Source organism: Corynebacterium sp. HMSC076G08 (genome assembly GCF_001811515.1).
In the GTDB taxonomy this organism is placed as follows: domain Bacteria; phylum Actinomycetota; class Actinomycetes; order Mycobacteriales; family Mycobacteriaceae; genus Corynebacterium; species Corynebacterium hiratae.
The window spans coordinates 53399-76094 of the sequence record NZ_KV805031.1 but is presented as its reverse complement, the minus strand read 5'-3'; the positions used below and the strand labels follow the sequence as shown (position 1 = coordinate 76094).

25 protein-coding genes and 1 riboswitch are annotated in these 22696 nt (G+C 62.0%); of the genes, 13 read left to right on the top strand and 12 right to left on the bottom strand.

Annotated elements, in window-relative coordinates; genetic code table 11:
• Nucleotides 1-121 precede the first annotated feature (121 nt).
• Nucleotides 122-700 (top strand): LURP-one-related/scramblase family protein, encoded by a 579-nt coding sequence (locus tag HMPREF2806_RS04795; protein ID WP_070516511.1) that lies wholly within the window; start codon nucleotides 122-124, stop codon nucleotides 698-700.
• On the opposite strand, the gene HMPREF2806_RS04790 is transcribed toward HMPREF2806_RS04795, so the two are convergent.
• Nucleotides 697-1713, bottom strand: coding sequence for an HAD-IB family hydrolase (locus HMPREF2806_RS04790; protein WP_070513459.1), 1017 nt, complete (start codon nucleotides 1711-1713; stop codon nucleotides 697-699). The two genes, HMPREF2806_RS04795 and HMPREF2806_RS04790, sit on opposite strands and share 4 nt — an antisense overlap.
• Nucleotides 1714-1819: 106 nt before the next feature.
• Here HMPREF2806_RS04790 and HMPREF2806_RS04785 point away from each other — a divergent pair, with 106 nt between their 5' ends.
• From HMPREF2806_RS04785 to HMPREF2806_RS04745, 9 genes are all read left to right on the top strand, one after another.
• Nucleotides 1820-2059: a glutaredoxin family protein gene (locus tag HMPREF2806_RS04785; RefSeq protein ID WP_070513456.1), complete on the top strand. Its 240-nt coding sequence runs from the start codon at nucleotides 1820-1822 to the stop codon at nucleotides 2057-2059.
• A 105-nt stretch (nucleotides 2060-2164) separates the two neighbouring features.
• Nucleotides 2165-3541: a glutamyl-tRNA reductase gene (locus HMPREF2806_RS04780; RefSeq protein ID WP_070513453.1), complete on the top strand. Its 1377-nt coding sequence runs from the start codon at nucleotides 2165-2167 to the stop codon at nucleotides 3539-3541.
• Nucleotides 3542-4432, top strand: a complete 891-nt coding sequence (gene hemC / locus HMPREF2806_RS04775; RefSeq protein ID WP_070513451.1) for a hydroxymethylbilane synthase — start codon at nucleotides 3542-3544, stop codon at nucleotides 4430-4432. It abuts the gene before it with no gap.
• Between the two features lie 178 nt (nucleotides 4433-4610).
• Entirely contained in the window at nucleotides 4611-6293 is a 1683-nt protein-coding gene (locus HMPREF2806_RS04770) for a bifunctional uroporphyrinogen-III C-methyltransferase/uroporphyrinogen-III synthase (RefSeq protein ID WP_049154863.1), read from the top strand.
• Nucleotides 6294-6378: 85 nt separating this feature from the next.
• The gene (gene hemB, locus HMPREF2806_RS04765; RefSeq protein WP_049154862.1) at nucleotides 6379-7356 is read left to right on the top strand and encodes a porphobilinogen synthase; all 978 of its coding nucleotides are present in this window, start codon (nucleotides 6379-6381) and stop codon (nucleotides 7354-7356) included.
• Nucleotides 7357-7366: 10 nt separating this feature from the next.
• Nucleotides 7367-8080, top strand: coding sequence for an MFS transporter (locus HMPREF2806_RS04760; RefSeq protein WP_070516509.1), 714 nt, complete (start codon nucleotides 7367-7369; stop codon nucleotides 8078-8080).
• A complete protein-coding gene (locus HMPREF2806_RS04755; RefSeq protein ID WP_070516507.1) occupies nucleotides 8077-8574 on the top strand; it encodes a tellurium resistance protein TerC in 498 nt (165 codons plus the stop codon). The genes HMPREF2806_RS04760 and HMPREF2806_RS04755 overlap by 4 nt, the downstream gene beginning before the upstream one ends.
• A 38-nt stretch (nucleotides 8575-8612) precedes the next feature.
• Nucleotides 8613-9653: a uroporphyrinogen decarboxylase gene (gene hemE / locus HMPREF2806_RS04750; RefSeq protein ID WP_049154861.1), complete on the top strand. Its 1041-nt coding sequence runs from the start codon at nucleotides 8613-8615 to the stop codon at nucleotides 9651-9653.
• The gene (locus HMPREF2806_RS04745; protein ID WP_046647802.1) at nucleotides 9654-11036 is read left to right on the top strand and encodes a protoporphyrinogen oxidase; all 1383 of its coding nucleotides are present in this window, start codon (nucleotides 9654-9656) and stop codon (nucleotides 11034-11036) included.
• 193 nt (nucleotides 11037-11229) lie between these two features.
• Here the strand turns inward: HMPREF2806_RS04745 and HMPREF2806_RS04740 are convergent, their stop codons facing one another.
• The 5 genes from HMPREF2806_RS04740 to HMPREF2806_RS04720 form a co-directional block, all read right to left on the bottom strand.
• On the bottom strand, nucleotides 11230-11484 hold the full coding sequence (locus tag HMPREF2806_RS04740; protein WP_046647801.1) for a Txe/YoeB family addiction module toxin: 255 nt from the start codon (nucleotides 11482-11484) through the stop codon (nucleotides 11230-11232).
• Between the two features lie 5 nt (nucleotides 11485-11489).
• Nucleotides 11490-11747 carry a type II toxin-antitoxin system Phd/YefM family antitoxin gene (locus HMPREF2806_RS04735; RefSeq protein WP_046647800.1) on the bottom strand — a complete coding sequence of 86 codons (258 nt, stop codon included), beginning with the start codon at nucleotides 11745-11747 and terminating at the stop codon, nucleotides 11490-11492.
• Nucleotides 11748-11815: 68 nt separating this feature from the next.
• Nucleotides 11816-13327 (bottom strand): ABC-F family ATP-binding cassette domain-containing protein, encoded by a 1512-nt coding sequence (locus HMPREF2806_RS04730; RefSeq protein WP_070516505.1) that lies wholly within the window; start codon nucleotides 13325-13327, stop codon nucleotides 11816-11818.
• 84 nt (nucleotides 13328-13411) lie between these two features.
• The gene (locus HMPREF2806_RS04725; protein ID WP_070516502.1) at nucleotides 13412-14428 is read right to left on the bottom strand and encodes an ABC transporter permease; all 1017 of its coding nucleotides are present in this window, start codon (nucleotides 14426-14428) and stop codon (nucleotides 13412-13414) included.
• Nucleotides 14428-15006, bottom strand: a complete 579-nt coding sequence (locus tag HMPREF2806_RS04720; RefSeq protein WP_070516500.1) for an ABC transporter ATP-binding protein — start codon at nucleotides 15004-15006, stop codon at nucleotides 14428-14430. Before HMPREF2806_RS04720 ends, HMPREF2806_RS04725 begins: the two co-directional genes overlap by 1 nt.
• A gap of 176 nt (nucleotides 15007-15182) precedes the next feature.
• On the opposite strand from HMPREF2806_RS04720, the gene HMPREF2806_RS04715 reads away from it, so the two are divergent.
• Nucleotides 15183-15362 carry an antitoxin VbhA family protein gene (locus HMPREF2806_RS04715; RefSeq protein WP_070513429.1) on the top strand — a complete coding sequence of 60 codons (180 nt, stop codon included), beginning with the start codon at nucleotides 15183-15185 and terminating at the stop codon, nucleotides 15360-15362.
• A 20-nt stretch (nucleotides 15363-15382) separates the two neighbouring features.
• Entirely contained in the window at nucleotides 15383-16030 is a 648-nt protein-coding gene (locus HMPREF2806_RS04710) for a Fic/DOC family protein (protein ID WP_070513427.1), read from the top strand.
• Nucleotides 16031-16040: 10 nt separating this feature from the next.
• On the opposite strand, the gene HMPREF2806_RS04705 is transcribed toward HMPREF2806_RS04710, so the two are convergent.
• Nucleotides 16041-16880: an NAD(P)-dependent oxidoreductase gene (locus HMPREF2806_RS04705; RefSeq protein ID WP_070516498.1), complete on the bottom strand. Its 840-nt coding sequence runs from the start codon at nucleotides 16878-16880 to the stop codon at nucleotides 16041-16043.
• A 25-nt stretch (nucleotides 16881-16905) separates the two neighbouring features.
• A riboswitch (guanidine-III (ykkC-III) riboswitch) is annotated at nucleotides 16906-16976 on the top strand.
• An 11-nt stretch (nucleotides 16977-16987) separates the two neighbouring features.
• Here HMPREF2806_RS04705 and HMPREF2806_RS04700 point away from each other — a divergent pair.
• On the top strand, nucleotides 16988-17302 hold the full coding sequence (locus HMPREF2806_RS04700) for a DMT family transporter (protein WP_070516496.1): 315 nt from the start codon (nucleotides 16988-16990) through the stop codon (nucleotides 17300-17302).
• Between the two features lie 138 nt (nucleotides 17303-17440).
• Here the strand turns inward: HMPREF2806_RS04700 and HMPREF2806_RS04695 are convergent, their stop codons facing one another.
• The 5 genes from HMPREF2806_RS04695 to HMPREF2806_RS04675 all read right to left on the bottom strand — a co-directional run bounded on the left by HMPREF2806_RS04695 (nucleotide 17441) and on the right by HMPREF2806_RS04675 (nucleotide 22575).
• The gene (locus HMPREF2806_RS04695) at nucleotides 17441-18166 is read right to left on the bottom strand and encodes a hypothetical protein (RefSeq protein WP_232745267.1); all 726 of its coding nucleotides are present in this window, start codon (nucleotides 18164-18166) and stop codon (nucleotides 17441-17443) included.
• Between the two features lie 138 nt (nucleotides 18167-18304).
• Nucleotides 18305-19600: an ABC transporter permease gene (locus tag HMPREF2806_RS04690; RefSeq protein WP_070516494.1), complete on the bottom strand. Its 1296-nt coding sequence runs from the start codon at nucleotides 19598-19600 to the stop codon at nucleotides 18305-18307.
• Nucleotides 19597-20271 carry an ABC transporter ATP-binding protein gene (locus tag HMPREF2806_RS04685; protein ID WP_070513416.1) on the bottom strand — a complete coding sequence of 225 codons (675 nt, stop codon included), beginning with the start codon at nucleotides 20269-20271 and terminating at the stop codon, nucleotides 19597-19599. The genes HMPREF2806_RS04690 and HMPREF2806_RS04685 overlap by 4 nt, the downstream gene beginning before the upstream one ends.
• Complete coding sequence (locus tag HMPREF2806_RS04680; protein WP_070516492.1) at nucleotides 20268-21878, bottom strand: permuted SH3 domain-containing protein; 1611 nt, start codon at nucleotides 21876-21878, stop codon at nucleotides 20268-20270. Before HMPREF2806_RS04680 ends, HMPREF2806_RS04685 begins: the two co-directional genes overlap by 4 nt.
• A 223-nt stretch (nucleotides 21879-22101) precedes the next feature.
• The gene (locus HMPREF2806_RS04675; RefSeq protein WP_010189769.1) at nucleotides 22102-22575 is read right to left on the bottom strand and encodes a hypothetical protein; all 474 of its coding nucleotides are present in this window, start codon (nucleotides 22573-22575) and stop codon (nucleotides 22102-22104) included.
• Nucleotides 22576-22696 lie beyond the last annotated feature (121 nt).

Here is a 22696-nt window from a genome sequence, read left to right as displayed (position 1 = left end):
CTGGCATTATTGGGATATCTGGGAGGGGGTTATGGAGCCTGTATTTGTCGCTATACACCGAGTGGGGAGTGCCATCCTTCTCACCCCACAGGAGCTCATCGCGTACGTAAAATAGCGAACTATGTTGCCTCGACTCCTCACTCTTAACAGCCTGGTTATTTCGCAGACCAAGTCCTTCATGCAGGATGAATTCCTGATCGCCGATGACGAGGGCGTGCCCGTCGGGACGATTCTGCAGTCGACGAGCCTGAAGGACATGTTCTTCAACTCCTCCCGCAGCCTCGAAGTCGCCTTCACGGATGAGCAGGGAAACCCGCAACAGCCGCTCATGGTGATCAAGGATCCGCCCAACTTCGTGCGGGATACCTATGAGGTGTATCTGCCGGGCGTCGAGAAGCCCATGGCGATCGTGACCAAGCAGTTTGCCATGTTCAAGACGCGCCTGAGCTTGGAGATGGAGGGCTTTCCGGAGATCGAGATTGAAGGCGATGTCTGGGATTGGAATATCACGATTACCAGCCAGGGGCAGCCGCTGGCAGAGGTGCGCAACGAGTGGGGAGGCGTGGGCAGGTTCCTAGCCGGTAAGAATACCTACCGCCTCAGCATCGCGCCGGGGCTCGACCCGCAGCAGCATGCAGGGTTGATTGGTGCGGTCATGTGCATGGACATGCTGCGCACTAAGGCTCAAAACAGCAGTTAGCGGCGCACGAACCGCCAGCTGCCATAGGAGAAGAGCGCGGTGGCGAGTGCCGGGAGGCCGTAGGTGCGCACGGCCTTGCGTACCGAGCGGTAGTCGCGGATGAGCCAGCCTTTTTCTTCGGCGATATCGCGCAACTTGGAATCCGGGTTAATGGCCACGGGGGTCCCCACCATGGAGAGCATCGGGACATCGTTGGCGCTGTCGGAGTAGGCAGTGCAACGCTCAAGGTCGAGGTTCTCCAAGGTGGCCAGCGCTGCCACGGCGTGCTTTTTACCTGGGCCGTGGAGGATATCGCCGACGAGGCGGCCGGTGAAGCGACCATCTTTCACCTCCGCCACGGTGCCGAGCGCGCCCGTGAAACCGAAGCGCTGCGCCAGAATCTGCGCCAGCTGCACGGGGGTGGCGGTGACCAGCCACACCTGCTGGCCGGCGTCGAGGTGCATCTGCGCCAGCTGCTTCGTGCCCGGGTAGGCCTTCCGGGCCATCGATTGGTCCACGATGCTCTCGCACAAGGCCACCATCTCATCTACCGAGCGGCCCTTGACGAACTCGAGCGCCTGCACGCGCCCAGCAGCCACGTCGGCGGCATTCTCCGATCCGGAAATGCGGAACTTGAGCTGCTTCCAGGCAATGGGCAGAATTTCTGAGAGCTTGAAGTAGCGACGCCGCGCGAGGCCCAAGGCAAAGGACACGAGCGAGGACCCTTGGACCAAGGTGTTGTCCACATCAAAGAAGGCTGCAGCGCCGGCGTCTTGGGGGATGTCTGGGTCGGGCTCGGTTATGGAGCGCGACCCCGCCGATTCGAAGGAACCCTGGACGGAATCGATGCCAGAGGAGAAGGCATCCAGGTCGATGCCGAAGAGGTGCTCCACGGCGGCGGCTGCCGACGCCTCACCGGCCGTACGCTGGTGCTCTTCGCCGAGCGGGGCGAAAGCCTGTTGCTCCAGGAAATTGCGCAAGTTTCCCCTGCTAGCGGTCCAATTGGCAAGGAACTCGCGGGGAGAATCGGGCATACCAGGAGGGAGCGGGAGGGGCACGCGTTCAGCTTTCATAGGGTGGGCGGACTAACGTGTCCATAGTAAACCGCGAAACGTTCTACGTCCTACCGAGGAGAGCTTTATGTCCCACGTCGTCGAACTGATGGTGCGTACCACGTGCGGCTCCTGCGCGCGCGTTCTGGAGCAGATTACCCCGGTGGTCCGTCACGCTGGGGCAGAGCTTAAAGTGTGCAACGTCGATGAGGATGCGGAGCTGGCCATGGAATACGGCGATCGCGTTCCTGTTGTGGTTATTGATGGAGAGGAATTCTCCTGCTGGGAAGTGGACAATGAGGAGCTAGCGCAGGCGCTGGCGGACTAGCTTTCTGTGGGCACTTCCGTGAGTTTCGGAAACGAGATGACAACTAGTAGTCTTTTGGATGATCTATGTCATCCAAAGGGATGATGCAAAACTGGAGGGTTGTGCATGAGTGTGCTCGTCGTGGGCATGTCGCATCAGTCGGCGCCGGTGGCGCTGCTGGAAAAGCTGAGCATGGACGAGACCGTGCAGAATGACACTTGCCGGGCCATGGTGTCGGCGGGCTCGCTGAGCGAGGCGATGATTATCTCCACCTGCAACCGCCTCGAGGTATACACCGTCACCAACTCTTTCCACACCGGGGTCCAGGATGTCGTGCGCAACCTCGCTGACGTTTCCGGGGTGGAGGAGGAGAAGCTGCGCTCCTATCTCTATGTGCGCTATGCCGACGCCGTCGCTGAGCACCTCATGATGGTGGCCTCAGGCTTGGACTCGATGGTGGTAGGGGAGCAGCAGATCATCGGCCAGGTGCGCACCGCCTACCAGTTTGCTTCGGAGCAAGGAACCGTCGGCCCGCGCATCCATGCGCTGGCGCAGTCCGCGCTGCGCACCGGCAAGCGGGTGCATTCCGAAACCGAGATCGATGAGGCGGGCTCCTCCATGGTCTCCTTTGCTTTTGATCAGGCGCTGAGCCGCATGGGCAGGGAAGATCTCGCGGGCAAGCGCGTGCTCATCTTGGGCGCAGGCGCGATGGCCTCGCTCGCGGCAACGCACGCGGGGCGCCTGGGTGCGCAGCTAATTATCGCGAACCGCACCATTGCCCGTGCGGAGCGCGTGGCACAGCATGCCCATGAGGCGGGCGTGTACGCGGACGTTATCGACTTCTCGGAGCGCGCCCAGGCCCTGCGCGATGTGGACGTGGCAATTTCCGCCACGGGAGCCCAGGGCTTCACTATTACGGCGGCCGACGTCGAGCGCTATCACGTAGCCGACCGCGAGCTGATGCTCGTGGATCTCTCTCTGCCGCGCGATATTGATGACGCTGTGGCAGAGGTCGAGGGAGTCGATCTGGTCAACATCGAGAGGCTCAGCAACTCCCTGCAGGCAGCCGATACCGACCTGGCCGCCGGTACCAGCCCGCACGCGCAGGCGCGGCGCATCGTCAGCGAAGAGCTGGAAGCCTATGCCTCTGAGCAACGCGTCCGCGACGTCGTCCCGGCGGTCTCAGCTCTGCGCAAGCGGGCCGCGAACCTGGTCCAGTGCGAGGTAGCGCGGCTGGAGCAGAAGCACCCGGAGCTGGATGAGCGCCAGATGGGAGATATCAATCGCGCCCTCAAGCGCGTTGCGGATAAGCTGCTGCACGAGCCCACGGTCCGCGCGAAGCAGCTCGCGGCGAACTCTGGCACCGTGAGCCACGAGACCGCACTGCAGGAGCTTTTTGGACTCCACCTGGAGGGCAGCGGCGTCGCCGTGGACGTGGCGGAGCTGCCGGACGCCGCGCAGATGGAAGCCGCGGAAAGCACTAAGGAAGAAAAGGACGCATAGATGTTGAAGATCGGTACCCGAGGATCCCTCCTGGCCACGACTCAGTCGGGCCACGTGCAAGAGTGGCTGCAAGAGGAAGGCTATGAGGCTGAGCTGCACATCGTCACCACGCAGGGTGACGTCAATATGGCTCCCGTGGAGCGCATCGGCGTGGGCGTGTTTACCCAGGCCCTGCGTGAGGCCGTCGCCCGCGGCGAGTGCGAGATCGCAGTGCACTCTTTTAAGGACCTGCCCACGGCTGCCGACGAGCGCTTCGACCTCGTGGTTCCGCAGCGCCAGGACGTGCGCGAAGCACTTATTGCCCGCGATGGCCTGACCCTCAAGGAACTGCCGGAGGGCGCGCGCGTGGGTACGTCTGCCCCGCGCCGCATCAGCCAGCTGCGCGCGATACGCCCAGACCTGGACATCCGTCCGCTGCGCGGCAATATTGATACCCGGATGGGCAAGGTCACCAGCGGCGAGCTCGACGCCGTCCTCTTGGCCTACGCCGGCCTCGTGCGCGCGGGTTACGCGGATCGCGCCACCGAGGTCTTCGATCCGGAGATCTTCATGCCCGCGCCCGCGCAGGGTGCCCTGGCCATCGAGGCGGTCAAGGGGACCGAGGCGGCGAAGGCCATCGCCCTGCTTGCCGACGCCCCCGCTACCGCCGCCACCCGCGCCGAGCGCACCGTACTTTCCCAACTGGAGGCCGGTTGCACCGCGCCGGTGGCCGCTACCTCCCACTGGGAGGGCGATCAGCTTGTCGTGCGCGGTGGGGTCTTCGCTCTCGACGGCTCCCGCCAGCTCATCGCTCAGGCTCAGGGAACAGCGGACGAGGCTGAAGAATTGGGGCGCGCGGTCTCCAAGGAGCTCTTCGCGCAGGGAGCTGCAGACCTACTGGCAGCGGAGTAATCGCACGTAGATTTTTGGTTTCGGGCCTTTTCCTTTAGTGTGTATCTAGCACACGATCATTGAGAGCAATGATTAAGGGCCCCTTAACTCGCGAGTGAGGGGCTTTCTTATCTCCATCCCGCGCCTGCCACGCTTCGGCGCCGGGGCACTCGGAACCCACAAACTAGAAAAGAACCTTATGAGCAATGCCGTGCCGGATACCCAGCCTGAGCTGGGTAAGTCTGATCTGGGCAAAGTCGTCTTCGTCGGTGCCGGCCCAGGTAATCCTGATCTGCTGACCGTCCGCGCCCGCGAGGTTCTGGAGACCACCGCTAACGTTGTCACCGACGCGGGGGTTTCGCAGGGCGTGCGCGACATGGTGGCGCAGCAGGTGCCGGTTCCGCAGGAGCTTCTCGACGCCGCCGAGGAAGAGTACGAGCGCATCTGCGCCGCGGCCAAGGAAGCGGGCGCGCGCCGCAAGCCGCCGCGCCCAGCACCGCCGACGGCGGCGGTCTTTGAGGAGGTCGAGGGGGACGTCGTCAAGCAACTGCGTAACGCGCTCGAGCGCGCCGAGGGCCACGACGTGATCCGCCTGGTTACCGGTAACCCGCTCAACCGCGAATCCATCAAGGCGGAGATTACCGCCGTGGCCAACGCAGGCATGGAATTCCAGGTGGTTCCGGGCATGTCTCTGCCTTCGACGGTTCCCTCCTTTGCGGGCATTGCTCTCGGTGCCACGTACACCGAGGCTGATATCACGCAAGGGGCGGACTGGGACGCGCTGGCCACCGCGACGCAGCCGCTGGTTTTGCAGGCCACGGCGGATGACCTGCCGGTCATTTCCGCCGAGTTGGTGGAGCGCGGAATGCCCGCGGAGACGGAAGCATATGTCACCGTTCACGGCACCACGCGCCTGCAGCGCACCCACGAGACCACGCTGGGCACGCTGGGCAAACTTGATGCTGAGCTGCCGGGCGAGCTCGTGGTCACGCTGGGTCGCAGCTTTGATGATCGCTCGAAGTACTCCTGGTGGGAGAACCGTTCGCTCTATGGCTGGCGCGTGCTGGTGCCGCGCACGAAGGAGCAGGCCGCGGCGATGAGCGCCCGTCTGGCTGGTCACGGCGCTATCCCGCAGTCGGTGCCCACCATCTCCGTGGAACCGCCACGCAATCCGGCGCAGATGGATCGCGCCATCAAGGGTATCGTCGAAGGCCGCTACAAGTGGGTCGTGTTCACCTCCGTCAATGCGGTGAGCGCGGTGTGGAAGAAGATTGCGGAACTCGGCCTCGATGCCCGCGATTTCGCCGGCGTGCACCTCGCCGCGGTGGGGCAGAAGACCGCCGATGCGATTCGCTCTAAGGGCATGGTCCCGGAGCTGCTGCCGCCGGCAACGAAGCAGAACGCCGAGGGTCTCGTCGAGGTTTTCCCAAACTATGTTGAAGACATCGACGCTGTGGGGCGTGTGCTGCTGCCGCGCGCCGATATTGCAGGCGAGGCGCTGGTGACTGGCCTGCTGGACTTGGGCTGGGAAGTCGATGATGTCGTGGCCTACCGTACCGTTCGTGCGGCCCCGCCGGCCGCGGAGATCCGCGACATGATCAAGACTGGCGGTTTCGACGCCGTGGCCTTTACCTCGCCGTCGACGGTACGCAACCTCGTCGGCATTGCCGGCAAGCCGCATGCCCGCACCATCATCGCCTGCATCGGCCCCTCCACCAAGGCGGCGGCCGAGGAAGTGGGCCTGCGCGTGGACGTGGTCCCGGAGGTCGCGGACGTGCCGATGCTTGTCGACGCCCTCGCTGACCACGTCGCGGCCCTGCGCGCTGCCGGCAACCTTCCTGCTCCGCGCAAGAAGCGCCGCTCGCGCAAGAAGACGGCGTAGACCGCTTCTGGGCGGGCAGGAGAGGGGCGACTAGAGTCGAGAAGGTAGTTCAATTTTCTCGTAGCTCAAAGGAGAGTTTTTACTCATGAGCATTGCTCGCCGCCCCCGCCGCCTACGTCAGAACCCGGCTTTTAGGGATTTGGTTGCGGAAACCTCGCTGCGCCCCTCCGACCTCATCCTCCCGATGTTCGTGGTCGACGGTCTGAACGAACCCCGTGATATCCCCTCCATGCCGGGCGTGCAGCAGCACAGCCTGGATTCCCTCAAGCGTGCCGCGCACGAGGCCCTCGATGCGGGCGTGACCTGCGTTGACCTCTTCGGCGTGCCGCGCGAAGAGGATAAGGACGCGACCGGCTCCGTGGCCTGGGACCCGCAGGGCATCCTCAACGTGGCGATTGCGGAGCTGCGTCAGGAATTCGGCGATGACCTCATCGTCATGGCGGATACCTGCCTCGACGAGTTCACCTCCCACGGCCACTGCGGCGTGGTCGATGACCAGGGCCGCGTGCTCAACGATGAAACCGTGGAGCTCTACCAGGATATGGCCCGCTCCCAGGCCCGCGCCGGTGCGCACATGGTCAGCCCCTCCGGCATGATGGATGGCCAGATCGCTGCCATCCGCGAGGCCCTCGATGAGGCTGGCCACGAGGATGTCGCCATCATGGCCTACTCGGCCAAGTACGCCTCGGCCTTCTTCGGCCCCTTTCGTGATGCCGTGGGTTCCTCCCTAGAGGGCGACCGCCGCACCTACCAGCAGGACCCGCGCAACTTCCGCGAGTCCATGCTGGAAGTGGACCTGGACATCGAGGAAGGCGCGGACATCGTCATGGTGAAGCCTGGCCTGCCGTACCTCGACGTGTTGGCCGGTGCGGTGGAGCGCTCCTCTGTTCCGGTAGCCGTGTACCAGGTCTCCGGCGAGTACGCCATGATTCAGGCCGCCTCCCAGAACGGGTGGATCGATGGCGAGGCCGTTATGCTGGAGTCCTTGACCGCGTTCAAGCGCGCGGGCGCGGACCAGATCCTGACCTACTTCGCCACGGACGCCGCCCGCTTGCTCAAGTAAAAGGAGAATCGTGACGTTCAGCCCGAACACGGCTTCGTCGGCACACAAGCCGACGGAGCAGAATAAGGAGCCGGATAAGGAGCACGCCAAGCGCACCGAAGCCGTCTCCCTCATGCTCAAGGTGTGGACCGTTGCCCTGGTGCTCGAGGTGGTGCACCTGGTCTTAAGTATCGTGCTCACCTTGCTGAACCGCGATGAGCTCTTTGCCCAGGCCCGCAAGACCGCGGAGTCTGCGGCGGAGAAGTCCGGGCAGGACGTCAGCGATGCCTTTGTGCAGCTCGTGGGTTATGGCTCGGTGGCGTTCAGCTCGCTGATTTCACTCGCCATTGTCGTGTTGCTGGGCATCATGCTGGGCTTTATCCACAAGAACTCCAAGGCAGCCGGTACTGGCCGGCGCCTGTGGTTCGCCTTTTCCCTCTACTTTGCTCTCCGCGTGCTCATCGTTTTCATTAGTAGTCCCGCCGGGGCGAGCGTGCCGGACTGGTTATTCCTGCTCGATGGTGCCGTGCAAATCCTCGTCGGCGTGGCGGCCGTTATGGGCTTGATGTTCTCCACCAAGGAAGAGGTGCTCGAGTACACCGGCGAGATGGAGCAGCTGCGCCAGATGCGCAAGGAGATGGAGGAACAGCGCCGCCAAGAAAACCTGGAGGAGCGCGAGAAGAAGAATAAAGATAATAAAGAGAAGGACAGGGAGAAAGAGGACAGCAAGGACGGCAAGCGATGAGCGAGCGCCCCGGTCCCGCGGACTATAACCGCCGCCCACGCCGCCCCAAGAAGCAGGGCGAGCAAGACTTTTCCACCTGGCCTTCGCAGCTGCGCATTGCCTACTGGGTCTGCGTGGTTGCCGCCGTTGTCATGCTGACCGCCGGGATGGTGGGGCTTTTTGGCTCCTATACATCGGTGACGAACACCCAGCTCAGCCCGGAACAAGTGGACTATATCCGCTTCAACACACGTTTCGCGGCCATCTCCAATGTGGTGGGCGCCGTGATTATTGCGGCCTGTTCCGCGCAGCTGGCAAGCGGCTCGGTATGGGCGCGCCGGATCATCACCGCAGTTTCTGCCTACACCATGTTCGTCAGCATTGCGGCGCTGATCGCGGGCGTCGGTGGGTTGCTCCTGTTGCTCATTCCCATGGTGCTCATGGTGGCCATCTTCTTCCTCTTTCACCCGAATTCGACGGCTTTCATTAAGGCCCGCCGCGTTCAAAACTCCTGATTGGCACCTACTCCAACTTTTGATTCATAATGGACGGTATGTCTCGACTGTCTGATGCGCCGCTGATTGCTGCCGCTACTGGCCACACGCCGTCCCGCCCGCCCGTCTGGTTCATGCGCCAGGCGGGGCGCTCTTTGCCGGAGTACCGCAAGGTGCGCGAGGGAATCAGCATGCTGGATTCCTGTTTCATGCCGGAGCTCCTCGCGGAGATCACCCTGCAGCCGGTGCGCCGCCACGATGTCGACGGCGCCATCTTGTTCAGCGATATCGTCGTCCCGCTCAAAGCCGCGGGCGTTGGCGTGGAGATCGTCCCCGGCCGCGGCCCCGTCATGGATGCACCCGTGCGCACCACGGAGGACGTGGACAACCTGCCTATCCTCGACGTGGATGTGCCCGAGGTCCGCCAAGGCATTGAGATCATTCTGAGCGAGCTCACCGACAAGCAGGCCCTCATCGGCTTCGTCGGCGCACCCTTCACCTTGGCCAGCTACCTCATTGAGGGCGGCCCCTCGAAGAACCACGAGCGTACCAAGGCGCTCATGCATTCCGATCCGGAGACCTGGCACCAGCTCATGGAGCGCCTGACCCCGACGATCATTTCTTTCTTGGAGCTCCAGCTGGATGCCGGCATCGACGCCATGCAGCTCTTCGATTCCTGGGCGGGTTACCTCAATGAGCGCGATTACCGCGAGTTCGTGCTGCCTTATTCGGAGCAGATCCTTAAGGTCGCAGAAGGCCGCGTGCCGCGCATTCACTTCGGCGTGGGGACTGGCGAGCTGCTCGGCGCGATGTCGGAGGCCGGTTCTGAGGTCATGGGCGTGGACTACCGCGTGAGCATGGATGCCGCCGCGGCCCGCGTCAACGCGGACATTCTCCAGGGCAACCTCGACCCAGCCCTGCTGTTCGCCGGCGAGGATGCGGTGCGCAAGGAAGTACGCGCCATCAAGGCAGAAATAGATGCCGCCCGCGCGGCAGGCAACCTGCGTGGACACATCTGGAACCTTGGCCACGGCGTGCTGCCGACCACGGAGGCGGAGGCCATTACCCGTGCCGTCGCCATCATCCACGAGGAGGGCTAAATGAAGATCGCGATCATCGGTGCGGGCCTCGCGGGCCTCACCGCGGCATGGGAAATCAAGCAGAACACTGAGGGCTCCCACGACATCTTCGTCTTTGAAGCAGCGGATCGCATCGGCGGCAAGCTGCACACCGTGGCCTTCAACGGCGGTCCGACGGACATGGGCGCGGAGGCCTTCATCCGCCGCCGCCAGGACGCCGTGGACTTCTTCACGGAGCTCGGCCTGCAGGATTCCTTTGTGGAGCCCAATCCGGAGTTGCGCCCGCGCGTGTACACCGGCGGCGAGCTGCACTTCCTGCCGCAGGGCGGGGTCATGGGTATTCCTTCCGAGCCGCAGGACTTCTTCTCCGAGGCGACCAACGAGCGCATCACCAACGAGCAGCCCTTCGAGTGGGAGATCGGCGGGGATGTCTCCGTGGGTCAGCTCGTTCGCCAGCAGTACGGCGATGACGTGGTGGACCACGTGGTCTCCGCGCTGCTCGGCGGTGTGTACTCCTGTACGGCCGACGACCTAGGCCTGCGCGCCACGGTTCCGCACCTGGCGGCCACGCTGGACACACTGGCGAAGGACGGCCCCGTCACGCTGTCGGCCGCAATCAAGCAGATCGAGTCCGGCCGCAGCCCGGCCGAAGGCTCCGTCTTTGGAACCTTCAAGGGCGGCTACGCCGAGCTTTACGAGGCCCTGGCTGACAAGTCCGGTGCGCAGATCCACCTGGACACCTTCGTCTCCGGCGTGACGCGCAAGGGCGATGCCTTCGAGGTCAAGGGCGCGCCGGGGGCTATCGGCCCCTTCGACCGCGTGCTCTTTGCCACCCCGGCACCGACCACCGCGCGCCTGCTCAAGGCCGTAGCCCCCGAGGCCGCCCAGGAGCTGTCCACCGTCCAGCTGGCTTCCTCTGTGGTTGTCGGCTTCAATTTCGCCTCCGCCACGGATCCGGAGGGCAACTCCCTTCCGGAGGCCACCGGCATCCTCGTCGCCTCCGATGAGCCTGACCTGCGCGCCAAGGCCTTCACTCTCTCCTCTAATAAGTGGCCGCACCTGAACGAGCGCGAGGGCTTCCTCGTGCGCGCCTCCTTCGGCCGCTTCGGCGATGACGCCCTCGTGCGCGCGGAGGAGGATGACCTGGTGGACTACGCCCTCGATGACCTGCAGAAGATCACAGGCTTCGACGGCCGCGCCGCCGGCGTGGAGGAGATCTACACGCAGCGCTGGTTCGGCGGCATCCCCCGCTATGACGAAAAGCATCTGGCCACCGTTGCCGCGGTCCGCGCCAAGCTTGCCGACGTCCCCGGTATCGCCACCGCCGGCGCCTGGGCTGATGGAGTCGGCGTGCCCGCCGTTATTGCCGGCGCCCGCGCTGCCGCGCAAGCACTCGTCAGCTAGCTCGCTGTCGGCGCCTGCCTTTTGGCGCCTCGCAAAAGGCGCCCCGCAAAAGGCGTCTGATAAAAGGCATCTTTGGGTCTAAAAACTCCATTTGTCAAGCATAAAAGGCGTTTTTGGCCGTGAAAACGCCTTATGACTGATGCCTTTTGCCAGATGCCTTTTAGGCAGAGGCGATACGGGAAGTTGACGCTAGCTAGTAGTGGTATCTGCACCCAGCAATCTCGATGGTCGCGCCCTTAATGCGATAGATCAGTCGGTGCTCTTCGGTAATTCGCCGAGACCAGAACCCGGCCAACTCGAACTTGAGTGGTTCGGGCTTTCCTATCCCTTCATTGCCGTTTCGTGCAATGTCTTTAATGAGGCTATTGATTCTCTTGAGGATCTTCTTGTTGTGAGCTTGCCACCAGAGGTAGTCCTCCCATGCTTCCTCTGTCCACGAAAGAATCATGAAGCTTAATCTTCCTCAACGAGCTCGTGCTCCGTTGCTTCCCCGGCGTTGAGACTCTCGATGGAGTCAAGCAGGCGCTGGGCATTGCGAGGGGAACGCAGAAGGTAAGCGGTTTCGCGAAGAGAATTGTAGTCATCTAAGGAGACGATGACTGCAGACTCATGACCATTGCGAGTAATGATGACTTCTTCACGGTCATCAACGACTGACTGTAGGACCTCGGCGTATCTTGCTCGCGATTCCGAGTAGGACATGGTTTTCATAAGCTCTCTCCTTTCTTGTACAAGAAACTGTACAACGAAAAGAGGGCGGGCGCTAGAGAGGTTTCAGTTTATGGGGCCACGTGAACGGTGCGCGTCAGATTGAGCTGTTCGCACACGTGCTCATCGTGGCTGACCAGGATGAATGCCCCGTGGTAACTCGTAAGCACCTCAATCAGCCAATCGGTGGTGGGGATATCGAGGTTGTTCGTCGGTTCGTCGAGAAGTAGGAAGCGCGGGGCCGGATCGTTGAGCAGGACGCGGGCGATTTCGACGCGGAAGCGCTCGCCACCAGAAAGCTGGCCCACGGGCTGGTGGATCTTGTCGTTGACAAAGAGCATTTGCGCCAGCTGGTCGCGCAGGAACTGCGGGTCCGCGTTGGGATTGGCCTCCCGCACGATGTCGAACACCGATTTCTCCGCGGGCAAGACGATGCGTTGGCGGATGTACCCGCAGGGCAGCGCGTACTCGACGTCTCCGCGGGCGATGCGGTTGAGGAAGGTGGTCTTGCCGCTGCCGTTTGGCCCGGCGAGGCGAACACGCTCGGGGCCAGTAATACTCAGCAGATCGCTGACCAGCACGCGGGTGCCCGCGGGCAGCTCAGTGCCGGGGAGATCGATGTGGACCTGGGTGTCGTCGCGAAGCGCGCGCTGCGCCTTGTCGTGCGCCGACTGGGCGGCAGCCACTGCATCGTTGGCCTGTTGGGAGCGCCCAGCGGCCGAGCGCTCGGAACGGTTCTTGTCTAAGCCCATGGCCATGCCGGGTTTGCGCTTCGAGGCGGCGAAGTTCTTGCCGCGGCGGGCATCGCGGGCGATGCGGGTCTGCATAGCGGCGCGCTCGCGGATTTGTTTGCGGTGCTCAGCCTTAGTCTCCCGGACCTTGGCCTGCGCGGAATCCTGCTCAGCATCAATCGCTGCGCGGTAGGAGGAGTAGTTTCCCTCGAACTCGCGAAGTGTTCCGTGGTAGAGCTCCGCGATGCTATCCGCGTACGCGAGGAGCTCGCGGTCGTGTGAGACGACGAGAACCGGCATCGGTGCGGTGCGAATGAGCTCGAGCAGGCGCTGGCGTGATGGGGAGTCCAGGTTGTTGGTGGGCTCGTCGAGGATGAGGAAATCCGGCTTGCGGAAGAAGGCGGCGGTCAGAGCCACGGTCACGGCTTCACCGCCAGACAGTGTTCCGATGGTGCGCTCTAAGGGGAAGGGAATACCCGCAGCGTTGAGAGCCGCCTCGATGCGTTCTGCTAAGTCCCACTTCTCACCAACAGTGGCGGCGAGTTCTTCCGAGTAGTCGCCAGCCTCAATGCGGGCAATGGCACTGAGGATCTCTGTTGCGCCAAAAACATCGGCGATGGTGTCAGACGTGTGGAGGTCTAAATCCTGGTCGACATAGCTGACTGTGCCCGCGGATACCGTTCCCGAACTGGGAGAAATGAGGCCTGCAAGCACCTTGGCAAGTGTTGATTTTCCGGAGCCATTCGCCCCAACCAAGCCTGTGAAGTGGGAGGAAAACGTTCCGGTGAGGTCCGTGAAACAAGGGGTGCCGTCGGGCCAGGTGACGGTGAGATGAGAAAAAGAAATAGGCATGAAGAAATCCACCTTCGAGTAAGTCGCGTAAAAGAGTGACGTCGAATTAGGAATGAATCTTCATGCCTGAAAGACTAGCCCCGGCTAATACCCCAGCGCAAGGGCCGCCACGCCAAGGCCGAGAGCGCCGCGGGCAATGTAGTGCAGCACCTCGGGGGAGAAGGAGACGCCGAAGCCGCCGCTGTCCAGCATGGACATGCTGTCTACCTGTGCCGGGCGGGAACGCTTAAACGACGCCCAGCTAAGACCGGCGATGATGAGCGCCACTGCGATGGCGGAGAGCTTCCACACCAAGAGGAGGACACCGGCACCAAGGAGCGCCGTGCCCACAGAAGCGATAAGGGGAAGGCCCCAGTCGGGCCATGCATCGTCGCTGACGCGGCCGAAGGAGGCGGCGCGCCCAACCGCCGCGCCGACGAGACTCCACGCGGACATGAATCCGACGATAGCCAGCGCCCCGAGCTGTGGGGCGAACCCCAACGTCAAGCCGAGGGCCGCGAGCGCACCGACGCCGATGTACCATCGTCGTCCCAGACGACGGAAGAAGAGGCCCGTCAACGTGGAGGGCGCATGGGCGCGACGAGGAATCCACGCGGACTGGCTCGCAATGGCATCAGAGGTGACCTCCGAATCAAGCAGGCCAAGGCCAGATCCACCGACCAGGCGCGTGCGCCCAGCGCTGAGAAGCGAAGCCAGCGTGAACGAGCGCCACCCCACGACGAAACGCAGGGCTGGCACCACAAGCGCGAACCACGGGGATAGCCCGGTGGACACGCAGATGCCGAACCCCAACACCCCGAAGCCGACCAGCTGCGCCCACGTGATCCAGTCTGTACCCCGGAGCCTGCCGCGCGGGCGATCGACGTAGACCCAGCGTTCCCGCGACAGTGCGCGCAGAGGATAGAGAACCTCGGTGAGCACCATAAGCGCGAGCAGTCCCACGATGCCGGCAATAGGAGCGACACCAGTCAGAGTGATGCGCGCCGGGATGATAGGCAGGACTGCGCCGACTTCTTGCCAGACTGTATAACCGAAGCCGAAGACGATGCCGGCGAGGATGAGATACCAAATGCCATCACCTAGCCGGGATAGCGTGCGCATCACAGCTGCACCACCTCGTCGCAGGCTTGGGTGATGGTGTCGGAATGTGAGGCCACGACGATGCAGCGATTCTCCTCGTCGGCTAGGTAGCGCAATTCGCTTGCGAGGAACTCGGTCCAGGTGGCGTCGAGGTGGCGCTCGGGCTCGTCGATAAGCAAAGCACGCGCCGGCTGGTACAGCTGGGCAGCCAGAAACACGCGCTGGCGCTGGCCCGAGGACAGGCGCGAGGCAGGGTGTGGAAGGAGAGGCTCAAGCGCCCAGAGCTCGCAGAGCTTGGCGACGTCCACCCCTGCCGCCTTCCCTATCAAGTCCAGGTGCTCGCCCACGGTGAGGTCGGGGAGAAAAACCGGCTCGGCTACCGTAATCACAGCACCCGGCTGCTCCTTCGTGCCGACGGGACGGCCGTCGCACTCCACTGAGCCTTCGAGAGGCGCAAGCTCACCGCCGAGCGTGGCAAGTAACGTGGATTTACCTGAACCGTTGGGCCCAGCGAGGCCATAGATGCGGCCGGGGGCGAAGTCCTTCTCAAGATGTCCAAGGGGCGTGGAATGCCCATAATCGGCGTCGATGGAAAGCATTGGTGGGCGGCGAACTCCTTGCATTGGGCGGCTGACAATAGTCAAAACTTATTGATGAAGTTTAGCAAAATGCACGCCCTGAACGTTGTTCTCGAGATGGGAAGCGCCCTTGGGATTGGTGTTGTGAGCTGCTAAAATGAGAGAAAATGTAGTTGAAAACTCGGGAGGATACCCACATGACAAGCACAGTAGGAACAGGGAAGAGCGTTGAAGATAGCGTGACGTTTGCCAAGGGGGTATCGCTGTTGGCTGGGCACGATATGGATGCGGAGCAGGAAGCGCTTGTCCGTGCCGTCGCTTCAGGAGAGATGACGGTCGATGAAGCTATCACGAAGGCTAAGTCCCAGCTCAATTAAGTTATGGGAGGAATCGGGGGATGAGACAAAAGAATTGGGATGACTACTACATTCCAGGTACGAGGACTCTGCGCAATCTCTTCTTAAGTGAGGAACATCCCTTTGGGGAGCCAGACTTAGAACGACTGAATCATCTTGAAACCGTTGCCGTCAACGCTCGAATTGCTCAGCTTTACATAGTTCCTCTGGAAGGTGCTTTTGACTACGCGCACTTCAAGGACATACATCGACATCTTTTTCAGGATGTGTATGAATGGGCGGGTGAAGAGCGGACTGCCCCTACAGACCAGTTCATGATTAAGGCTGGGCATGCCTACTATCCGGCGGGGCCGGAAATGACGAAGGCAGCAGAGAAGTTGTTTGCGGGGCTGGCGAAGGATGATTTTCTGCGCGGCCTAGAGATTGATGAGTTTGTGGCCAAGCTGGCGGAGCTGTGGGGCGAGCTCAATGTGGTGCACAGCTTTAGAGAAGGCAACACCCGCACACAGACGGTGTTCTTTGACGCGCTGGTTACGGCGGCAGGATACCAACTTAATGTGGAGCGGCTAGCGAGTGATAGCCGCGTACGCGCGGAGTTTATTGCCGCGCGCTTTCACAGCCAGGACACGGGGGATAACACGCAGCTGGAGGAGGTGCTGCGCGGGCTCGTCGGAAAGCGGGCCGTCTAAACGCTCGGGCCTAGCCCTTGTTGCGGAAGACGAAGATGGAGGAGAAGTCCTGGTCGCCGTGGCCCATGGCCTGCTGCTCCTCAAAGCGCTCGATGGCGGCGGCCACTGCAGGCAGCGGCTTGTTGGCGGTCATCTCCATGAGCTTGGCGTCCTTGCACAGGGCGTCTACGGTGAAGTCACCCGGAGTGGTGTTGCGCTCACCGGTGATGAACGGGCCCTTCATGTTCTTCATGAAGGCCAGACCGGTGATGTCGAGCATCTCGAGGATGACTTCGGAATCGAGGCCCTCGGACTCGCCGAGGTGGAGTGCTTCCAGTACGCCCTCCGCGGTAACGGCGAGGGCTAGGTTGGCCAGGAGCTTGCCAATCGCCGCGGTGGCGGCGGATTCCACGCCGATGAGCTTGTTCTCATCCGCCCAGTGTTCGGCGATGGTCATGGCGAGCTCGCGGCGATCGTCGTCAGGCGTACCCACGTAGGCGCCGAGCTTGCCCTCGCGCGCCGGGCCCAGCGAGCCAACGACGGGCGCGTGGACATAGGAGTCGACTGCGGCGGCGAATTCGCGGGCGGCATCGGGGGAGACGGTCGTGGTATCGATCCAGGTCACGCCCTCTGGGATGAGGTTGGCGTCAATGACTCGCTCACGGATGTCATCGGGGCCAAAGAGCGAGGTAATGATGACCTCTGCGCCTTCTACGGCGGCGGTGGGGGAATCGGCGAGGGTAGCGCCGGCATCGACCAGCGGCTGCGCGCGCTCGGCGGTGCGGTTCCACACGGTGAGCTCATGGTTCTTGAGGAGGTGTCGGGCGAGCTCAGTGCCCATGCGGCCAGTACCAAGGAATGCAATCTTCATGCCGCCCAGTGTGCCATTATTGTGGGCAGGCTCGCTGCGATTCATGCGAGCCCCGGACGAGGGAGCCGTACCCGGTGACGCGACAAGACGGCCAGAAAGGGCTGGCCATGTCGTGGTGCGTGTTGATTTTCTCCGGCGCCTTCGAGGCCGTGTGGGCGGCGGCGCTGGATAAGTCGGAGGGCTTCAGCCGGCTGTGGCCCTCGGTGGTCTTTTTCGTTGCCTGCGCCATTTCGATGGGCGGGTTGGGCTGGGCCATGAAGTCCATCCCCGTGGGCACCGCTTACGCGGTGTGGGCCGGCGTGGGCGCGGTGGTCACCGTCATTTACTCCTTCGCCGCCGGGCACGAGGCGGCAACCGTGTGGAAGGTGCTGTTCCTCGCCATGATCATTGGTGGGATCGTGGGCCTGAAAGTGGTGCATTAGGGGCGTCGTCGTTTCATACGACGACGAAGAAGAATCATTATATCGGTGGGTGGACGCCTGTGTACTTGCGTAGTAGGCTTCTGGATATCAAGCCGCAAGGCAAATAGGCTCTGGCCCCAGCATCGCTGGGGCCATCTTTTATTTCGCCGGGAATTGCTTTAGCGCTTCAGGGATCCACCGTTCCGAGCGCATCCAGACACCCATTTTGGGATTTATGGCCTTAGCTAGCTCGATAGAGAATTGATGGGTTTTCTCTAGTTTGGGTATGTCTTTTATGAGAGGGCGACGGTGCGTCGCTCGGTTGCGCATGTCTTTTACCAGCATTGCGTACTGCTGGAATTCAACTCGGTTTAGTTTGTGAACATGTGGTTCGAGAGCCTCATTCCAGAGAACCACTCGTGGGTTTTTGTTTCCGGCGTGAGGCTTAGGTAGTAGGTGAACCCAAATACCGAAGGTCAAACCAGCAACATAATCATCGTGACTCGGTGGGCTGAAGGCGCTATCGCAATGCGCTAGGTCCGCAAGCCGACTGCGGCCTTCCGGTAGCGCAAGTTGAGTCAGCGGCGCTTCTGGGTGCTCCAACCAGTTTGGTGAGCCATTTCTCGGAGGTGAGGAGTTCCACTCTCTAAATCTTGAATCGATAAAGTTACGCAAGAGAACCTCAACTTCACCAGTTGTTCTGTCAACAACAGATGCCATGAAACCATTCCAAACGTAAAGATAAGCTGCGAGTATATCGATGTCGGTATCGGTGCCTCCGTGTTGTTTAGCCAAGTGGAGGTAGGTGTTTCGGCGAGGCACCGGCAATGCGCTAAGTATGGTCTCTGCTTCAGAATGACCTAGATCTTGCTGTATGAGTTTCATGAGTGCCTCTTGATAGTGGAAGTACCGGCAAGAGGGGATTGGGGTGCGAAGAACTCAAAACGCACCACTTATCCAAGATGGAGTCCCCCCGAACTTTTGGGCTTTAGAATACCTGATAAGTCGGGAGGATGAGTGGAATCATTCGTAGCGCAGTGCCTCAATCGGGTCCAGCTTCGCGGCCTTGCCCGCGGGGTAGTAGCCAAAGAAGAGGCCAATAGCCAGCGAGAAGAGCAGCGAGAGGATGACCGCCCACAGCGGCGGCGCTACGAGTGAGCCGATGGCGGCCGCGCCCGCCATGCCGGCGGCGGTGCCGATGGCGATGCCGATGAGACCACCGATGAGGCAGACCACGATGGCCTCCGTGATGAACTGGATGCGGATATCGCGGCGGCGTGCGCCAAGCGCCTTACGGATGCCAATCTCACGGGTGCGCTCGGTGACGGTGATGAGCATAATGTTCATCACGCCGATGCCGCCGACGAGCAGCGAGATGCCGCCGATGGCCGCGAGAACCAAGCTCATCGTGGTGAAGATCTGGTTCAAGGATGCGAGGTCATCGCTGAAGTCAGACACCTTCACCATGTAGTCAGGGTTGTCCTCGTAGTAGCTATCGAAGACGCGCTGCAAGTTGCTGGCCACCGCGGCCTTGTCCAAGTCCGGGTTGCCGCGAACGGTGACCTCGCTGAACGCGGTGCCGGCACCGGGGGAATCGGAGAACTCGGCCTCCAGCGGGTAAGGAACGAAGGCGGATTGGCTGGGGCCACCGCCTACAAGAGGGCCGGTTTGCGGTTCTTCAAAAACACCGATGACGGCGAGTTCAATAGGAGAGGCCTCCTGGCTTTCAAAGCTCACGTATTGGCCAATGGCGTCTTCAGGGGCGTCGAAAAGCTTGGTGGCTGTTTCCTTATCCAGCATCGTTACTGCCCGGCTGGAGTCGATATCATCCTCGCTGAGGAAGCGCCCGGCCACGATGGAATAGGAAGAGCCGGAGACATAGTCCGGGTTGGTCGGGCGGACGAGGAGGTTGGCAGTCTCCTCCCCGGACGTGCCCTCGACCACGAGGGTGCCGGAATAGGAGCTGTATTCGCCGATATTGATGCCGGCGATCTGATCCCCCATGACCTCCTTGGCGCGGTCCAGCATGTCCGGGGTGAGCATGGAGGACTCGTCCTCGACAAAGCCGCCGCCCATGAAGGGATCATCGGCTTCTTCCTCTTCGCCCTCCTCAGGGCGCTCCTTGACCTGGACGGTGAAGTTATTGGCGCCGACCTTGTCCAAGTCTTTCTGCACGGAAGCCTGCAAGGAGTGGCCGAGCGTGACGATGGCGATGACCGCGGCGATGCCGATGATGACGCCCAAGAGCGTCAGCGCCGAGCGCATCTTGTTGGTGCGCAGGCTGGTCAGCGCCATCTTGGTGGATTCAGCAAAATTCATGACAACACCCCGTCCTTCATCGTGACGGTGCGGCTGCACTCATCAGCCAATTCCGGGTTGTGGGTAATAAACAAAATGGTCTTTCCATGCGTGCGGTGCAGTTCGTGGAAGAGGTCCATGACCATGCGGCCGGTCTGCGAATCCAGCGCGCCGGTGGGCTCGTCCGCTAGGAGAATCTCCGGCTGGTTGGCCAAGGCGCGGGCCACCGCCACGCGCTGCTTCTGACCACCGGAGAGCTCATTGGGCAGGTGGTTCATGCGGTCGCTCATACCGACCATCTCCAGAAGCTCTTCCGCGCGCTGGGTGCGCTCGTGGGCCGAAACGCCCGCATAGACCATGGGCATCTCCACGTTCTTCAGCGCGGACATGCGGCCGATCAGGTTGAAGTTCTGGAAGATGAAACCAATTTTTTGGCCGCGGAAGGAGGCTAGTTTGTCGTCGCCAAGCGCCAGCGCATCCACGCCTGCCAGCTGGTATTCGCCGGAGGTGGGACGGTCGAGCAAGCCGATGATGTTCATCAGCGTGGATTTGCCGGATCCGGACTGGCCAACGACGGCCACGAACTCGCCCTCCTCCACGCTGAAGTCGAGGCCCGGGATGACGGTCAGCTCGCTGTCGAGGCCCTCGTTGAAGCGTTTGACGATTCCCCGCATCTCAATGAGGCGGCTCATGCGTTCTCTTCCGCAGCATTGGAGCCATCGACGGAGGCGGACATGCCGACCATGTCCTTGTGCGTATCCGCCTGGCTGATGACGGTCTCGCCCTCCTTGAGACCGGAGGAGATGGCGGCGGAGAAATCAGATTCGCTGGCGACCTTGACCTCGCGCGCCTGGATCGTGCCGTTGTCGATGACGAGGACGTTCTTCTTGCCGCTTTCTTCATAGATGGCGGAGAGCGGCACGGTGATGACGTTCTTATCCTTCTTCGTAATGATCTTCACTTTCGTGGTGGAACCGAGGCGCAGCCCCTCGCGGTTGCCATCGACACGGATGTGCACTGGGAATTCGGGCTTGGAGGAGCCAGTTGGTTTGCCGGAGCCGCCGCCTGCGCCAGCCTCGACATCGGGCTGCTCAGCGGTGGGGGAGATGAAGGTGACCTTGCCTTTGTATTCCTTGCCGGGGCTCGACGGCGAGGTGAACGAAACTTCATCGCCGACCTTGATGCGGGCGATATCGCCCTCCTTGACCGTGGATTTCACCAACAGGGAGGAGTCATCCGCCACGGTGAGGATGGGGCCTTCGGCGGGCATGCCGGCTTCGCCATTGACGGCGGTAATGACTCCCGCCAGCGGGGAGCGCAGGTCGGCCTGGGAGAGCCGGTACTCCAGTGGCCCATTTTCCTTGGCGTTGTTCGCGCTTGCCGACGCCGCCGATTCCACCGCGTGGTTCACCGCCTGGGACTGGGAGGAAATCTGCTGTTCGATGGCGAGGTTGCTGGCTTGCAGCGCGCGTTCGGCATCGGCAACCGCTTGGTAGGAGGCGGCGGTGGCGCGCTGTTGTTCGCCTAGCTCGCGGTCGATGCCGCGGAGGACGCGACCATAGGATTCCTCGGACTGCTTGAGCTGGCGCTCGGAGTCCTGCACGGCCTCATCGGAATCGAGGTAGCTCAAGAAAGCGCTGGCGGTGTTGATTCCGGAAGGATCCTCGGTGGCGGTGCCGAGGGAGGCCAGTGCGGACTGGAAAGACTTGGACTCGGCATCGCGCACCCCGGAGCGTGCTTGTTCGACGGCGGCGCGGGCCTCGGCAATTTCGGGGCGGTCGCCCTTGGCGGCGAGGGCATCGTCGAGCTTGCGCTGCGCCTCGGCGTACTCGGTCTGCGCCGAGTTCACGGCGGACTGGGCGCTGTTGACCTCGGGGTTGAGGCCTTGGTCGAGGGAATCCTGAAGCTGGCGCAGCTGGAGCTGGGCATCCTCGATTTGGTGGACGGCCTCGAGCTTGCTGGCCTCCTGGGAGGTGCGCTGGGCCTCGAGCTCGCGCTCGGTTTCGGTGGTGTCCATGCGGCCGAGCAACTGTTGGGCTTCGACGCGATCGCCCACCTTCGCGTCTAAAGACTGGATGGGGCCGGTCAGCGAGGTGGTCAGTGAGAGTTCGCGCTCGGCAGAAACCGTTCCGGAGGCGGAGACGGAACTGATCAGGTCTTCTTTGGTGGTTTTCGTGACATCGGTTGCGGTGAGCTGAATATCGGAAGACCCACTGGTTAGTGCGTACATTCCACCGCCGCCTGCGAGGAGAACCGCAGCGATAGCGCCAGCAGTGATGCCGAGAGCTTTCTTATTCATGAATCCCTTACTGTCAGGTTAACGCCGTCATTGAAATCGGGTTCAGATTAACTCTCGGGCATGTGTCTTGTCATGCGCAGTGGGGGGAATATAGGAGGTAGATCAGGGTCTACCCTTAGATGGTGCGAGGCTATGAGGTCTGGTGACGTTTCGATCAATTAAGGTCCCGAAAATGGGTGATTTTCTGCCACTATTTGATCGAAACGTATGTGGCATCTGACTTTTAGAAGGGCACATCGATGTAGATCTCCTCCGCCTTCGGCAAAGGCGGCAGTTTGGGTAGCTGATCGAGACCCTCCTGGACTTCCGGCGGGAGGGGAATCTGCGGAGGCTCGGGCAGTTCTAGCTTGGGTTTGGGCCGCTGCGGTGGGGCCGGGCGTGGCGCCGGTGCTGGTGCGGGCGCTGGCGCGCGGACGGTGACGGTTTCTACTTCGACGCGTGGCGTGGGTGTTTCGGCTACTACGGGTGCGGGAGCTGGTGCTTCGGCCGTAGGTTCCGGTTCAGCCGGAGCTGGCGCGATGGAGGTGGTGTCACCCAAGCGGTTGACCGGCTGGGGTACCGCATCAGGCTTCCAGGAAGGCAGCTGGGCCGAGGTGGTGGGGTTGGGCTCGGCTCGCGGAGCAGGTTCTGCCTGCGTGGCAGCGCAGGCAGAAAGCGGAAGGCAAGCAAAAATGACAAGAATACGGCGCGATGCCATGGGAATCCCCCTTAAGTAGTGCCTCCCACAGCGCACCCCAGCGCTTAATTAAAGAAAGGCAGAATCAACAGTGTGCTGCCAGCATAGCGTTCCCATGGCGGGTGCGCAGCGCGAGCGCGCT